The organism is Allobranchiibius sp. CTAmp26 (genome assembly GCF_017565405.1).
Classification (GTDB): domain Bacteria; phylum Actinomycetota; class Actinomycetes; order Actinomycetales; family Dermatophilaceae; genus Allobranchiibius.
Window position 1 is genome coordinate 18,410 of sequence record NZ_JAGEKR010000005.1, and the last position, 14,235, is coordinate 32,644.

The 14,235-nt window shown below is 70.1% G+C and carries 14 protein-coding genes; 8 read left to right on the forward strand and 6 right to left on the reverse strand.

The features are described 5' to 3' along the window. Positions 1-3 precede the first annotated feature (3 nt). Together J4030_RS03400 and J4030_RS03405 are read right to left on the reverse strand one after the other, a co-directional pair. Entirely contained in the window at positions 4-1,602 is a 1,599-nt protein-coding gene (locus tag J4030_RS03400) for a DNA polymerase Y family protein (RefSeq protein ID WP_208047807.1), read from the reverse strand. Then, entirely contained in the window at positions 1,599-2,261 is a 663-nt protein-coding gene (locus tag J4030_RS03405) for a hypothetical protein (RefSeq protein ID WP_208047808.1), read from the reverse strand. The genes J4030_RS03400 and J4030_RS03405 overlap by 4 nt, the downstream gene beginning before the upstream one ends. A 61-nt stretch (positions 2,262-2,322) precedes the next feature. Between J4030_RS03405 and J4030_RS03410 the strand changes: the two genes are divergently transcribed. After that, positions 2,323-2,874, forward strand: coding sequence for a dihydrofolate reductase family protein (locus tag J4030_RS03410; protein WP_208047809.1), 552 nt, complete (start codon positions 2,323-2,325; stop codon positions 2,872-2,874). Between the two features lie 6 nt (positions 2,875-2,880). Here J4030_RS03410 and J4030_RS03415 read toward each other — a convergent pair whose 3' ends face one another. Then, entirely contained in the window at positions 2,881-3,393 is a 513-nt protein-coding gene (locus tag J4030_RS03415) for a ferritin (RefSeq protein ID WP_208047810.1), read from the reverse strand. 109 nt (positions 3,394-3,502) lie between these two features. Here J4030_RS03415 and J4030_RS03420 point away from each other — a divergent pair, with 109 nt between their 5' ends. Beyond that, positions 3,503-4,393: an aminoglycoside phosphotransferase family protein gene (locus J4030_RS03420; protein WP_243762821.1), complete on the forward strand. Its 891-nt coding sequence runs from the start codon at positions 3,503-3,505 to the stop codon at positions 4,391-4,393. 15 nt (positions 4,394-4,408) lie between these two features. Here the strand turns inward: J4030_RS03420 and msrA are convergent, their stop codons facing one another. Further along, positions 4,409-5,077 carry a peptide-methionine (S)-S-oxide reductase MsrA gene (gene msrA, locus J4030_RS03425; RefSeq protein WP_208047812.1) on the reverse strand — a complete coding sequence of 223 codons (669 nt, stop codon included), beginning with the start codon at positions 5,075-5,077 and terminating at the stop codon, positions 4,409-4,411. 132 nt (positions 5,078-5,209) lie between these two features. Between msrA and J4030_RS03430 the strand changes: the two genes are divergently transcribed. From J4030_RS03430 to J4030_RS03450, 5 genes are all read left to right on the forward strand, one after another. Then, positions 5,210-8,233 (forward strand): glycine--tRNA ligase, encoded by a 3,024-nt coding sequence (locus tag J4030_RS03430; RefSeq protein ID WP_307864540.1) that lies wholly within the window; start codon positions 5,210-5,212, stop codon positions 8,231-8,233. Positions 8,234-8,286: 53 nt separating this feature from the next. Beyond that, a complete protein-coding gene (locus J4030_RS03435) occupies positions 8,287-8,667 on the forward strand; it encodes a VOC family protein (protein ID WP_208047813.1) in 381 nt (126 codons plus the stop codon). Positions 8,668-8,695: 28 nt separating this feature from the next. Then, on the forward strand, positions 8,696-9,868 hold the full coding sequence (locus tag J4030_RS03440; RefSeq protein WP_208047814.1) for a cystathionine gamma-synthase: 1,173 nt from the start codon (positions 8,696-8,698) through the stop codon (positions 9,866-9,868). Positions 9,869-10,013: 145 nt separating this feature from the next. Beyond that, positions 10,014-11,018: an ATP-binding cassette domain-containing protein gene (locus J4030_RS03445; RefSeq protein ID WP_208047815.1), complete on the forward strand. Its 1,005-nt coding sequence runs from the start codon at positions 10,014-10,016 to the stop codon at positions 11,016-11,018. Then, positions 11,015-11,842, forward strand: a complete 828-nt coding sequence (locus J4030_RS03450; RefSeq protein ID WP_208047816.1) for an ABC transporter permease — start codon at positions 11,015-11,017, stop codon at positions 11,840-11,842. Before J4030_RS03445 ends, J4030_RS03450 begins: the two co-directional genes overlap by 4 nt. Before the next feature lie 82 nt (positions 11,843-11,924). On the opposite strand, the gene greA is transcribed toward J4030_RS03450, so the two are convergent. Together greA and J4030_RS03460 are read right to left on the reverse strand one after the other, a co-directional pair. Next, a complete protein-coding gene (gene greA / locus J4030_RS03455) occupies positions 11,925-12,413 on the reverse strand; it encodes a transcription elongation factor GreA (protein ID WP_208047817.1) in 489 nt (162 codons plus the stop codon). A gap of 235 nt (positions 12,414-12,648) precedes the next feature. Then, a complete protein-coding gene (locus J4030_RS03460; protein WP_208047818.1) occupies positions 12,649-13,011 on the reverse strand; it encodes a DUF4307 domain-containing protein in 363 nt (120 codons plus the stop codon). Between the two features lie 59 nt (positions 13,012-13,070). On the opposite strand from J4030_RS03460, the gene mca reads away from it, so the two are divergent. Continuing rightward, the gene (gene mca / locus J4030_RS03465) at positions 13,071-14,027 is read left to right on the forward strand and encodes a mycothiol conjugate amidase Mca (RefSeq protein WP_208047819.1); all 957 of its coding nucleotides are present in this window, start codon (positions 13,071-13,073) and stop codon (positions 14,025-14,027) included. Positions 14,028-14,235: the final 208 nt, after the last annotated feature.

A 14,235-nucleotide genomic window follows, 5' to 3' on the forward strand; every position in this document is an offset into this window, starting at 1 on the left:
TCCTCAGTCATAGCGAGCCTCGGTCCACCACTGCTCGCCGCCGGCCAGCAGCAACCAGGCCTCGTTGTGGTCGTCGACGATCTGGAACCTGTTGACCGTCAACGGGTTCCGCCACCACCTCTGGTGGATCGGCCATGGTCCGGCCCATGCGGTGATCCGGCGCGCCGGGCCGTCGCCGAGACGCAGGGTGGCCGGCGGCATCGACAGGCCCCCGCGCCGGTCGACCCGCACCACGGCACCCTCGGCGTCGAGCACCACCGCGGGCCGGGCCTGCGCGAAGACGGTCGACGGCGCGGGCCCGGGCAGCGAACCCGGCCACGGCTGATCGGTACGACGCTGGGCGGACGTCGGGACCGCCTCACCCCACGGCCGCAGCACCCGACGTTCGTCGAGCAACCGGCCGCCGCCGACGCTGACCGACAGCACCGCGTCGTGCCCGAGGCGTGCCTGCAACTGGGTCACCGTGCGCACCACGTGCTCGTCCGGCCGGTCGCCCCACAGTCCCTCGGCGTGGTGGGACGCGCTCTCCAGCGACTCCGGCGCCATCGTCACCAGGGTGACGGCGTCGTACCGCTCGCTGGTCTCGGCGGAGAACTCATCGAGCTGCCACCGCACCCGGTCCAGCAGCTCGGCCCCGGTGAACTGCCACGGGTGGCGCCAGAGCCGCTCGTGCACCAGGCCCGTCTCCGTGTGCAGGGTGAGCCGGATCTGGTTGCAGACCAGGGCGTGCTCCATCAGTGCGGTGATGAGCCGGTCAACGGCAGGGGTGCACTGGGCGACCAGCGGCTCGACGTCACCCACCGGCGGATCGCAGACGATCCGCACGTCGAGGTCGAGCGGCACCGACCGCGGGGAGATGGCCGGTGCGTCCTCGCCGCAGGCCAGCTGGTGGGCGCGCAGACCGGTGGCCCCGAAGCGCGCGTGCACGTCACCCCGAGGGAGTGCCGCGAATTCGCCGAGGTGGCGGATTCCCATGCGACGCAACATGTTCGGCATCCGGGCGTCGCCGACGGTCGAGCTGAGCACGGTCACCGGCAGGCCGGCCAGGAAGCGGGTGGAGCCGCCGGGCGGCACCTGCAGCCAGGGCACTTCACCGGTGGTGGTGTAGGCGGACTGCTCGGCCGCGAAGAGCCCGTCGGCCACGGCCACCCGTAGGTCGTGGTCGAACTCGTCCTGCACGGCGGCGGCCAGCGCATCGGCCGCCGCCGCCTCGCTGCCGTAGAACCGGGCGAGCCCGACGGCCCGCACCGCCGCCAGCCCCGGCCGGATCACCTGCACCAGTGGCGCACGCTGCTCGACGGTGCGCAACACCGGTTCGAAGGCGCGCTGCTCCACGCCAGGATCGTGGAGCAGGACCTGCAGGTCCGGGCAGCGCGCCTGGGCATGCCGGATGCGCAGTCCCTCGGTGACGCCCTCGGCGGCGGCCGACGCCGAGCAGGCCACCACGATCCCCTTGGCCACGACCGCCAGGGCTGCATCGGCCGGTGCGCCGGCCGCCTCCTGCGCGGCGATCAGCGACCAGCCCGGCCACCAGAGGGCCAGAACCCGCACCGGCGTCGAGGTCGCCGGGAGCGCCCTGCTCATGCCGGTCATCCCGGTCATGCCCGAACCGGCCAGTCGAGGTCGGCGGTACGCTGCCGGTGCCGCTCGGTGACGGTGATCTGCAACTGCTGGCGCACCAGGGCGCCGTACCCCTGGCCCAGCCCGTCCCAGCCGGTCGTCACCGCCTCGATGTGCGCGGCCGCCCGTGGCCAGGCGCCGGCCACGACCATCGTCGTACGCCGGATGCGCAGCCGGGCGTGCAACCGCTCGACCTCACCCGGTGTCACGTGCGGCGGACGGGAGGTGAGGATCAGATCGGCGATCTCGGTCAGGGCGGCGACCACGCTCACCCAGTCCTGCGACGAAGGGTGCGGCACCAGGACGAGCTTGCTCAGATCGGCACCCCACGCAGCTGCCGACTCCACTCCAAAATGCGGCAGTCCCACTGCGGCACACCAGGATCCAGCGCGAGTCGGCTCGGCCAGCAGGCCCATGGCCACGGTGGTCGAGCCGGAGAGGGTGTAGACGCTGCCGAGCCGCAACCCGGCAGGGAAACTACTGCGCAGATCGGCGTGCACCGGTACGCCGGACAGATCGGGCGTGGCACTCTGGCGGACCGGGCCGGCCTGCTTCTTCTGCCCGCCGGTCTCGCGCCGCAGCAGGTCGTGCAGGTGGGCGACCGTCTCGTCACGGGAGGTCACCGACGGGGAGTGCAGCATCCCTCCATGATCGAACACGCGTTCGAAAGACGCAAGTGGTGCGTCCTACTAGCGTGACGTCATGCTGCTCTACTCCATCGGCGCCTCGATGGATGGTTTCATCGCCGACCGACAGGGCGCCTTCGACTGGTCGGCGCCGAGCGATGAACTGTTCGGCTTCCACCTGGATCGCGTGCGCGAGCTCGGCGCCCACCTGTGCGGTCGCAGGCTCTACGAGACCATGCTGGTCTGGGAGACCGACCCGTCCCTGCGCGAGAGCGAGCTCTATGCGACGTTCGCCGACGTCTGGTCCGCCCTGCCCAAGACCGTCTTCAGCCACACGCTCGAGCATGTCCAGGGCAACGCCCGGCTCGCCGAGGGGTCGGTGGCCGACGAGATCGCCGCGGCGATCGCCGCGACCGACAGGGACATCGAGATCGGCGGCGCCGGCCTGGCAGCCCAGGCGATCGAGCTCGACCTCGTCGACGAGTTCCGCATCTTCCGCTACCCGATCATCGTCGGCGGCGGCACCCCGTTGCTGCCGCCGGTCACCACGGATCTGCGGCTGGACCTGATCGAGACCAGAACGTTCGGCCCGGTGGTCTACGAGCGCTACGCCCGCGTCCGCGAATAGCGCAGGTCAGGCCTCGGTCGACGCGGTCGGCCGGCGGGACAGTTCCCCGTCCAGGCGCAGCAGCCCCGGTCCGTCGTTGTCGATCAGCTTCAGGCGGCCGATGATCCCGTCGACGGTCGCCTCTTCCTCGATCTGCTCGGCCAGGAACCAGTCGAGCAGCGGCCGGGAGTCAAGGTCGCCCTCGGCTTCGGCGGTCCGGTAGAGCTCCCGGATGGAGGCGGACACCTTCTGCTCGTGCTGGAGGGCGAGCTCGAAGCAGTGCTGCACGGAGGTGATGGGCTCGGTGCCCGGGCCCTCGATGGTCCCGATGACCGGGCGGTTGTCGCGGTCGCTGACGTGATCGATGAACTTGTTGGCGTGCACGATCTCCTCGTCCGCCTGGTGCCGCAACCACGCGGCGACCCCCGGGAGGTCCATGTCCTCCATCTCGATCGCCAGCTGCCGATAGACGATCGAGGCCCGGAACTCCAGGGTGATCTGCGCGCTGAATGCCGTCTCGAGGGTGTCGCTCATCTTCATGCGTCCGACCTTAGGCACCCCCCAGGTCTGTGACCAGGCAGCCTACGCTCGCCGGCCACCCGGAAAGGCGCTCGCGACCTCGCACGCAGCGCGTCAGGATGGCGGCGTGATGCATGAGGGGCAGGTGCGCATCGACCCGGCGCTCGTCGCAGACCTGGTCGGCGCCCAGCACCCGGCGTACGCCGGACCGCCGGTCCGAGAGGTGCACTCCGGTGGCACCGAGAACGCCGTGTTCCGGCTGGGGGAGCGGCATGCCGCCCGGCTTCCGCTGCACGAGGGATCGGTGCCGAGTCTGCTGAAGGAGATCCGGTGGGGGCGGGCCTTCTCGGCGGGCGCCACGCTCGAGACGCCGATGGTCGAGGTGGTGGGCGCGCCCGGCGGCGGCTATCCGTATCCGTGGTCGATCGTGCGGTGGCTGCCGGGCAGCGACGGGCAGGACGACGCCGTCGGTGACAGCGAGCAGGCGGCCACCGCGCTGGCAGGGTGTGTGCGGTCGCTGTGGTCGCACTCGGAGAACGCGCCGTCGGCGGGCGCGATCGGAGGATCGCGTGGCGGGCCGATCGAGCTGCGGGACAGTGACTTTCGCGACGCGCTGTCCCGCTGCGCCGGGCTGACCGACACCGCACGCGTGGGCGAGATCTGGAAGGCGGCGCTCGCGGCACCGGCGTGGGACGGACATCCGGTGTGGTTGCACGCCGACCTGATCCCCAGCAACCTGCTCGTCCGCGACGGACGCCTGGTCGGCTTGCTCGACCTCGGCGCGATGGCGACGGGAGATCCGGCGTACGACGTCACCGCCGCCTGGTTCGTCTTCGACGGTCCGCGGCGCGCCGTCTACCTACGAGAACTGGGCGTCGACGTCGATGGGCCGGTCTGGTCGCGCGCACGCGGCCTCGCCGTCTCCCAGGCCGTCATCGCCCTGCCTTACTACCTGCACACCAACCCCGTGATGGTCGCCATGGCCCGGCGATGCCTGGCCGAGGTACTCGCCGAGCCCTGAGCCTCTGCCGAGATGTCAGGTGGTCGGCGGCAGCACCGACTGCTGGCTGGGCAGCTCGTCCTGGCGCACCAAGCCCACCGGGCAGGTCAGCCCGTTGGGGCCGTGGTTGCAGTAGCCGCCGGGGTTCTTGTGCAGGTACTGCTGGTGGTAGGCCTCGGCGTAGTAGAACTCACCGGCCGGCGCGAGTTCGGTGCTGATCTCGCCGTGGCCGTGCTCGGTGAGCACCTGCTGGAACGCCTCGCGCGTCGCCTTCGCGGCGGCCTCCTGCTCGGGCGTGGTCCAGTAGATCGCCGAGCGGTACTGCGTGCCGACGTCGTTGCCCTGGCGGTACTTGGTCGTCGAGTCGTGGTTCTCCCAGAAGATCTTGAGCAGGTGCTCCGCGTCCGTCTGCTTCGGGTCGTAGGCGATGAGCACGGCCTCGGTGTGTCCCGTCCGGCCGGTGCACGTCTCCTCGTACGACGGGTTCGGGGTGAAGCCGCCGAGGTACCCGACGGCGGTGGTCACCACGCCCGGCGCCTGCCAGAAGAAGCGCTCGGCGCCCCAGAAGCAGCCCATCGCGACGTACAGCACCTGCGTGCCGTCCGGCCAGGGGCCCTTCAACGGCGTGCCGAGGACCGCGTGCGTCGCGGGCACGTGCTCCATCGGGGTCGGGCGCCCGGGGAGCGCCTCGTCGGGGGAGACCATCGTGCCAACTCGTCCAAAACCGAAGATCATGCCCCCTACAACGACCGGGGCCGCGTAAACCTTCCGCAGAGAACCCCCACGTCGACGCGAACCGATTCGGCGGCGTCGCCGCCCGTCGATAGCCTTGCGCACGTGCTGACCGTGCAAGACGCCCTGCTCACCCTGCAGAAGTTCTGGACCGACCGTGGCTGCATGGTGGTCCAACCGTTCAACACCGAGGTGGGTGCGGGCACCATGAACCCCGCCACCCTGCTGCGGGTGCTCGGACCCGAGCCGTGGCGCGTGGCGTACGTCGAGCCGAGCGTCCGCCCGGACGACAGCCGGTACGGCGAGAATCCCAACCGCCTCCAGCAGCACACCCAGTTCCAGGTCATCCTCAAGCCCGACCCGGGCAACCCGCAGGAGCTCTATCTGGAGTCCCTGGCCGCGCTCGGCATCGACCTGCACGCGCACGACGTGCGCTTCGTGGAGGACAACTGGGCCCAGCCGGCGATCGGCGCGTGGGGCCTTGGCTGGGAGGTATGGCTGGACGGCATGGAGGTCACCCAGTTCACCTACTTCCAGCAGGTCGGCGGTCAGAACCTCGACCCGGTGAGCGTGGAGCTGACCTACGGCATCGAGCGGATCATGATGGCCCAGCAGGGCGTCAGCCACTTCAAGGACATGCTCTACGCCCCGGGCATCACCTACGGCGAGGCGTTCGGCCAGCAGGAGTTCGAGATGTCGAGGTACTACCTCGACGACGCCGACGTGACGACCAATCGCGAGCTGTTCGAGCGCTACACGGCAGAGGCTCGGCGGATGGTCGAGGCCCGCCTGCCGGTGCCGGCGCACACCTATGTGCTGAAGAGCAGCCACGCCTTCAACGTGCTGGACTCCCGCGGCGCGATCTCGACGACCGAACGCGCGCAGGCGTTCTCGACGATGCGAGCGCTCGCCCGCGACGTCGCGGCCCTGTGGGTCGAGCGCCGGGCCGAGCTGGACTACCCGCTGCTGAAATCCGACGCCGCACCGGTCCTGCCCGGCGCCGCGGTCATGCCGCCCCACGAGGGTGAGCAGGAGGACACCGCGGTCGCCGCCGACGCGGCGGCCGAGGATTTCGCGTTCGAGCTCGGTGTGGAGGAGCTGCCGCCGCACGTCGTCGGACAGGCGGTCGAGCAGGTCCGCGGCCTGCTCACCGACGGTCTCGCGGCCAGCCGGCTCACGTACGGCGAGGTGTCGGTGCTCGGCACCCCGCGCCGGATCGTCGCCCATGTGCGGGAGGTCTCCGCCCACGAGCCCGACGCGCAGACGCTGCGCAAGGGCCCCAAGGTCGGCGCCGCGTACGACGACGAGGGCAACCCCACCAAGGCCGCTCAGGGCTTCGCGCGCGGCCAGAAGGTCGACGTGGCCGACCTCGTCCGCGCCGAGTTCGACGGTGCCGAACACGTCGCGGTGCGCGTCGACCAGCCGGGCCGCGACGCGCTGGCCGTCCTCGGCGATCTCGTCGCCACGACGGTGGGCGAGTTGCGCGCCGATCGCAACATGCGCTGGTCCGACCCCGAGCTGACCTACAGCCGTCCCATCCGCTGGGTCGTCGCGCTCTGGGGTGCGCAGTTGGTGCCGGCGCAGGTGTCCGGCCTGCGCACCGGCCGCACGACGTACACCCAGCGCGGGGACGCCGACCCCCTGGTGCGCATCGACAATGCTCAGACGCTCGTGCCGATCCTGGCCGAACGGGGCATCGTGCTGGACGCCGCCGAGCGCCGCCGCTCGGTGGTCGCCCAGGCGTCCGCACTCGCCGCGACCGTCGGCGGGATCGTGGACTTCGAGGGCGAGGCAGCCCTGGTCGACGAGATCACCAACCTGGTCGAGCAGCCGCGCGGGATCCTCGGCAGCTTCGAGGAGCGCTACCTGCAGCTGCCCGAGCAGATCCTGACCACGGTCATGCGCAAGCACCAGCGATACCTGCCGGTGCGGGCCGCCGACGGGTCGCTGCGCCCCTTCTTCGTCACCATGGCGAACGGCGTGTGCGACGACGACGTGGTCCGCGAGGGCAACGAGAAGGTACTGCGCGCGCGGTACGACGACGCGGCGTTCTTCTACGACGCGGACCTGCAGACCCCGCTCGCCGACCTGCGGGCGGGCATCGGCAAGCTCACCTTCGAGAACCGGCTGGGTTCGGTGGCGCAGCGCGCCGACCGGATCGCCGACGTGGCGGCCGCGCTGGCCGGTGAGGTCGCGCTCGGCCCCGACGACCGGGCGACGCTCACCCGCGCGGGCGAGCTGGCCAAGTTCGACCTGGCGTCGCAGATGGTCATCGAGCTGTCCTCCCTGGCCGGCACCATGGCGCGGGAGTACGCGCTCCGTGCCGACGAGAGCCCGGCCGTCGCCGACGCCCTGGCCGAGATGGAACAGCCGCGCAGCGCCGGCGGCGAGGTGCCCCGCAGCGCCCCCGGTGCGATGCTCGCACTCGCCGACCGCTTCGACCTGCTGGCGGCGATGTTCGCCCTCGGCGCCAAGCCGACCGGTTCGTCCGACCCGTTCGCGTTGCGCCGCGCGGCTCTCGGTGTCATCAGCATCCTGCGCGCGCACGACACGCTGGCGAAGATCACCGTCGACACGGGCCTCGCCGCCGCGGCGGCGAGGCTGCGTGAGCAGGGGATCGATGTCAGCGACGAATCCGTCTCCGCGGCCAAGGAGTTCACTCTCGGCCGGCTGACGCAGCAGCTGCGCGACGAGGGCGTTGACGCGAGGCTCGCCGATGCCGTGGCCCCTCTCGCCGCGTCGCCGGGCACGGCTCAGGCCGCCCTGCGCGACATCGAGCGGGCACGCACCGACCCTGCGTTGGCGACGCTGGTGGAGGCGGTCCAGCGGATCACCCGCATCGTGCCCGCGGGCACGGCGGCGGCGTACGACGCGAGCGCGCTGGTCGACCCGGCCGAGGTGGATCTCGAGCGCATGGTGTCGCACCTGCCGGACCACCGCGTCGACGGCATCCCCGCATGGCTTCCGGACGCGACCGCGCTGGTGCAGCCCCTGACCCGGTTCTTCGACGAGGTGCTGGTGATGGCTCCGGACGAGCGACTGCGCGCGGCCCGTCTGGGTCTGCTGCAGACGATCGTCGAGCGAGCGCCGGACGGCATCGACTGGCAGGCGCTCAACTCGGCCCTGTGACGGCGGCGAAGTAACCCGTTGTCCTGCGGGTGCTCGGCTGGCAGCCTGCTGCCATGGCTTCCCGCGCATCCAACTTCTGCATCGACGCTGCCGACCCCTACACCCAGACCCGGTGGTGGGCGCAGGTCCTGGACGACTTCGTCATCGACCCCGAGGACGACGGGGACCCCGACGCCGAGGAGGACGGGCTGCGCGGTCCCGACGACCGGTTCCTGCTCTTCCTGAAGGTGCCCGAGCCCAAGACGGTCAAGAACCGGATGCACCTGTGCATCCGCCCCCTCGACACCAGTCGTGACGAGGAGATCGACCGCATCCTGGCTCTGGGGGCCTCCCTGGCCGACGACCGCCGCAACGGTGACAAGGGGTGGGCCGTGCTCGCCGATCCCGAGGGCAACGAGTTCTGCGTGCTGTCCCCGTACCGGCCCGGCGACTGACAGCACGCACGGTCGTAGCCTTGCCGACATGAGCCCTTCGAATCACGGTTTCTCCACCCGCGCCATCCACGCGGGTCAGGAACCCGATCCCCGCACCGGCGCCGTCGTACCGGCCATCTACCAGACGTCGACCTACAAGCAGGACGGCGTCGGCGGACTGCGCGAGGGGTATGAGTACTCCCGCTCGGCGAACCCGACGCGGACCGCACTGGAGCAGTGCATCGCCGAGCTGGAGGGCGGGGCCCGCGGCTTCGCGTTCGCCTCCGGCCTCGCGGCCGAGGACGCGATCCTGCGGGGACTGCTGCGGCCGGGCGACCACATGATCATCCCGACCGACGCGTACGGCGGCACGTTCCGTCTCGTGGACAAGATCGTCAAGCCGTGGGGGGTCGACTACAGCCTCGCCAAGGTCGCCCACGCCGACGCGATCCGCGGCGAGATCCGCCCCGGCGTCACCAAGCTCGTCTGGGTCGAGACGCCCACGAACCCGCTGCTCGGTATCGCCGACATCGCGGCCATCGCGGCGATCGCCCACGAGGCGGGCGCCCTGCTGGTCGTCGACAACACCTTCGCCTCCTCCTACCTGCAGCAGCCGCTGAGCCTCGGTGCGGACATCGTGATCCACTCCACCACCAAGTACGCCGGTGGGCACAGTGACGTCGTCGGCGGCGCCGTCGTGGTCGCGGAGCACGTCGCCGTTCCGGAGTTCGAGGACGCCGCCGAGCGGATCGGCTTCCACCAGAACGGCCTGGGCGCCGTCTCGGGGCCGATGGACTCGTGGCTGGTGTTGCGAGGCCTGAAGACGCTGGCCCTGCGGATGGAGCGGCACTGTGACAACGCCGAGCGCATCGTGCAGCTGCTGCAGTCGCGTCAGGACGTCACCAACATCTACTACCCGGGTCTGGACTCCCACCCCGGGCACGACGTGGCGGCCCGGCAGATGAAGCGGTTCGGCGGGATGGTCAGCTTCCAGCTGGCCGGCGGAGAGCAGCATGCGGTCGATGCCATCGGGCGGACCGAGCTGTGGATCCTCGGGGAGTCGCTCGGCGGGGTCGAATCTCTGATCGAGCATCCTGGACGGATGACCCATGCGAGCGTCGCCGGCACCGAGCTCGAGGTGCCGGGCGACCTCATCAGGTTGTCGGTCGGCATCGAGGACGCGGAGGACCTGGTGGCGGACCTGGAGCAGGCGCTGGGGTGAATTCGCATACTCGGCGGGATCCACCTGCGCGTGATCAGCTGCCTTGTCACCGCGACCTGGCACCATGGCCGCACGTGACGGTCCCCCGAGGGATCCTGGGCAGTGCCCGGCCGCGCCGGGTGTCACGCGATGAGGAGGTTTCGCAATGGGGGACGCCGTCTTCGCCGAGGGGCTGGTGAAGCACTACAAGGCGGTCAAGGCAGTCGACGGGGTGTCGCTCAACGTGCCCGAGGGCACGGTGCTGGGGGTGTTGGGGCCGAACGGCGCGGGCAAGACCACCACGGTGCGGATGTTGACGACGTTGATCCGGCCGGACGCCGGGCACGCCGTCGTCGCAGGGCAGGACGTGATCAAGGATCCGGCGGCCGTGCGCAGGTGCATCGGAGTGTCCGGGCAGTCCGCGGCGGTCGACGAATACCTCACCGGGTACGAGAACCTGGAGATGATCGGCCGGCTCTACCACCTGTCCAAGAACGACGCCCGTGCCCGTTCCCGGGAGCTGTTGAAGGACTTCCGGCTGGAGGAAGCCGCGGACCGGCCCGCCAAGGGCTACTCCGGAGGGATGCGGCGCAGGCTCGACCTGGCCGGTGCGCTCGTCGCCCGTCCGCCGGTGATCTTCCTGGACGAACCCACCACGGGCCTCGACCCGCGCAGTCGGGGGGACATGTGGGACGTCATCACCACGCTCGTGCGGGCCGGGACGTCGGTCCTGCTCACCACGCAGTACCTCGAGGAGGCCGATCGGCTCGCCGACAACATCGTGGTCGTCGACCGCGGCGTCGTCATTGCCGAAGGCACCCCGGATGAGTTGAAGGTGCAGGCCGGTGGCGAACGCCTCGAAGTGACCGTCGCCGATCCGGCACGGGTCGGCGAGGCCGCCGAGCTGCTCGCGGCGATCGCCGGGGGAGACGCCACGTCCGACGAGCGCAGTCGACGGGTCACCGTCGGCGTGTCCGGCGGCACCCGCGACCTGCTGATCGCCGTACGCCGGCTCGACGAGGCGGCTATCGAGGTGCAGGACATCGGCATCCGGCGTCCCACCCTCGACGATGCGTTCCTGGCGATGACCGGGCACGCCGCCGAGGAGGCCGCGGACGATGAGAAGGAGTCGCGCACGACCAGCGTCGACACCGAGGGGGCGCGGCGATGACCACCTTCTTCAGCGACGGGCTGACCGTCGCCCGCCGCAACCTGATCAAGATCAAACGGGTCCCCGACCTGCTGGTCTTCACCACGCTGCAGCCGATCATGTTCGTGCTGCTCTTCGGCTACATCTTCGGCAGCCTTGCCGGCCCGGGGAACGCCGGCGGGTACCGCGAGTTCCTCATCGCCGGCATCTTCACCCAGACCCTCGTCTTCGGTGCGACGATCACCGGATCCGGCATGGCCGAGGACATGCAGAAGGGTGTCATCGACCGGTTCCGGACGCTCCCGATGCACCCCGGCGCGGTCCTCTTCGGGCGCACCCTGTCCGACGTGCTGAACAACGTCATCGTGCTGCTCGTCATGTCGGTGACCGGTCTGATCATCGGGTGGCGGATCCGCACCGGGGTGCTGGACGCCGTGTGGGGCTTCGCGATGCTGCTGCTCTTCGCGTACGCCGTGAGCTGGCTGTTCGCATACGTCGGGCTGAAGGTGCGCGCGCCGGAGATCGTCAACAACGCCTCGTTCATGGTGATCTTCCCGTTGACCTTCATCGCCAACACCTTCACCAGCGCGGAGGCCCTGCCGGGCCCGCTCAAGCTGATCGCCGGATGGAATCCGGTCTCGACCATCACCTACTCGGCCCGCGACCACTTCGGCAACCTGTTCGCGCTGAAGGTGGCCGGCTCGCACGCGCAGCAGCTGCACGCGATCCGCTACACCTGGGCGCTGCGGCACGCCGACGTCTACACGCTGATCTGGGTGGTCGTCCTGCTCGCGATCTTCGTGCCGTTGTCCACGATCACGTACAAGAGGGCCGTCGCCAAGTAGGGACCACCGCCCGAACAAGCAGCAGGCCCGCTCTCCCCGTCCGGGGAGGCGGGCCTGCTGCCGTGCGGTCAGGCGCGGGGGCTCATTTGTAGGGCGTGGCCTCGGTGATCTTGACCTCGATGCTCTTGCCGTTGGGCGCGTTGTACGACGTGGTCTCGCCGACCGACTTGCCGTTGATCGCCGACCCGAGCGGGGACTTCTCGCTGTAGACGTCGAGGTCGGAGGAGTCGCCGACGATCTCGCGGCTGCCGAGCAGGAAGTGCTCGGTCTCGCCGAACATCTGCACTGTCACGACCATCCCGGGGGCCACCGTGCCCTCCTTGACGGAGGGGCCGCCCACCACGGCGTCGCGCAGCAGCGCATCGAGCTGGCGGATGCGCAGCTCCATCTTGCCCTGCTCCTCGCGCGCGGCGTGGTAGCCGCCGTTCTCCTTGAGGTCGCCCTCCTCGCGCGCCTCCTCGATCTGGCGGGAGATCTCGGTGCGCCCCTCGCCGGTGAGGTGGTCGTACTCAGCCTTGAGCCGGTCGTAGGCCTCCTGGGTCAGGAAGCTGGCGTCAGTGGTGCTCGTCACGGACCTTCTCCTTGCTGTGCGACAGATGATGTGGTGTGGGTACCTGGGCCGGGAACGGCCCCCGGGCAGGCCGTCTCGACACGTGCCCTGTCCGCCCAGGTAATGAACTGGTCCGGACCCGGATCGCCCGAGATGCCTCGTGGCGCGCCGGGGGCCGGACCCAGATGCGATCTACCAGTTTAACCCGCATATGCCGGATGTCACGTTCGTTCGCGGTTCGGCAGGGTGTCGGCGCTCAGCGGTAGTGGCAGCTGTCGACGGTGCCGGTCACCGCTCGGGTGACCGTGCGGACGGTCCGGATGTAGCGCACGACGTCCGTGCGGGTGGCGGGCAGATCGACCGTGGTCACCCCGACCTGTGAGTGCTCGTTGTCCTGCGCCTCGATGGTGCAGCTGACCGGTTTGCCGTTCTGGTTGATCACATCGAAGGTGACCTGCACCCGGGTGTCGCTCACGATGTCGTGGCCCGCATCGGACCACTGCACACCGCTGGACGCGGCGATCCCGAACCAGATGGCGAAGGCGCTCATGACCAGCACCCCCAGGGTGCCGATGAGCCACCACTTGCCCTGTCCGGGCGCGGGTCGAGGGATCAGCATGGGATGCAAGACTAGGCGGTGTACTCGAACGTTCATGAAGGTACGTCGATGAGGTGACGATGACCGGCAGCCTGCGCCTGATGGCAGTGCATGCGCATCCTGACGACGAGTCCAGCAAGGGCTCGGCGACCATGGCCCGCTACGTTGCCGAAGGGCACGACGTGATGGTCGTGTCCTGCACCGGCGGCGAGCGCGGCGACATCCTCAACCCCCGGTTGAAGGACGACGCGGAGATCCTGCGGGACATGCCCGAGGTACGCCGCCGCGAGATGGCAGCCGCACAGGCGATCCTCGGGGTGCAGCACACCTGGCTCGGTTTCGTCGACTCCGGTCTGCCGGAGGGCGATCCGCTGCCCGATCTGCCTGCGGGCTGTTTCGCGCTGGAGTCCCTCGAGGTGGCCACCGAGGCCCTGGTCCGGGTGGTGCGCGCGTTCCGACCGCACGTCATGACGACGTACGACGAGAACGGCGGATATCCGCACCCGGACCACATCATGTGTCACAAGGTGTCGGTGGCCGCGTTCCGTGCGGCCGGTGACCCGACCGCGTACCCGGGTGCCGGGCCGGCCTGGCAGCCGCTGAAGCTCTATTACGACCGCGGTTTCTCCCGCGGGAAGATGCTCGCCATGCACGAGGCGTTGCTCGCCGCGGGCAAGGAATCGCCGTTCGGTGAGTGGATGAAGCGCTGGGAGGATCGGCCGGAGGGGCGAGTCACGACCCGGGTGCAGTGCGCCCACTACTTCCCCGTCCGCGAACGGGCGCTGCTCGCGCACGCGACGCAGATCGACCCGGACGGGTCGTTCTTCGCAATCTCGGCGAAGGAGCAGGGCGCCATCTGGCCGACCGAGGAGTGGGATCTGGCGATCTCCTATGTGCCCGTGCCGGACGATGAGGACGACCTGTTCGCGGGACTGGGCACGGTGCGGGATGCCGACGCGCTCGCCGGCGACGCACCGGCCGACCTCCTGATCGACGACGTGACCGAGCGTGTCGTTCCGGAGCCTGCCCGTGGGTGAGGAAGAGGCCACCAACGTCACGGCGGGGATCTGGGGATTCCTGATTCTGTTCGCATTGGCGATGGCCTGCTGGTTCCTCTATCGCAGCATGAACCGGCACCTGCGGAACGTCCGCATGCAGCACGAGGCGGACGTCAGGACGCAGCAGAACGGCGGGAGTCCCACGGCACAGCAGGACGGGGCCGGAAAGGGTCGACCGAGCGGTCCG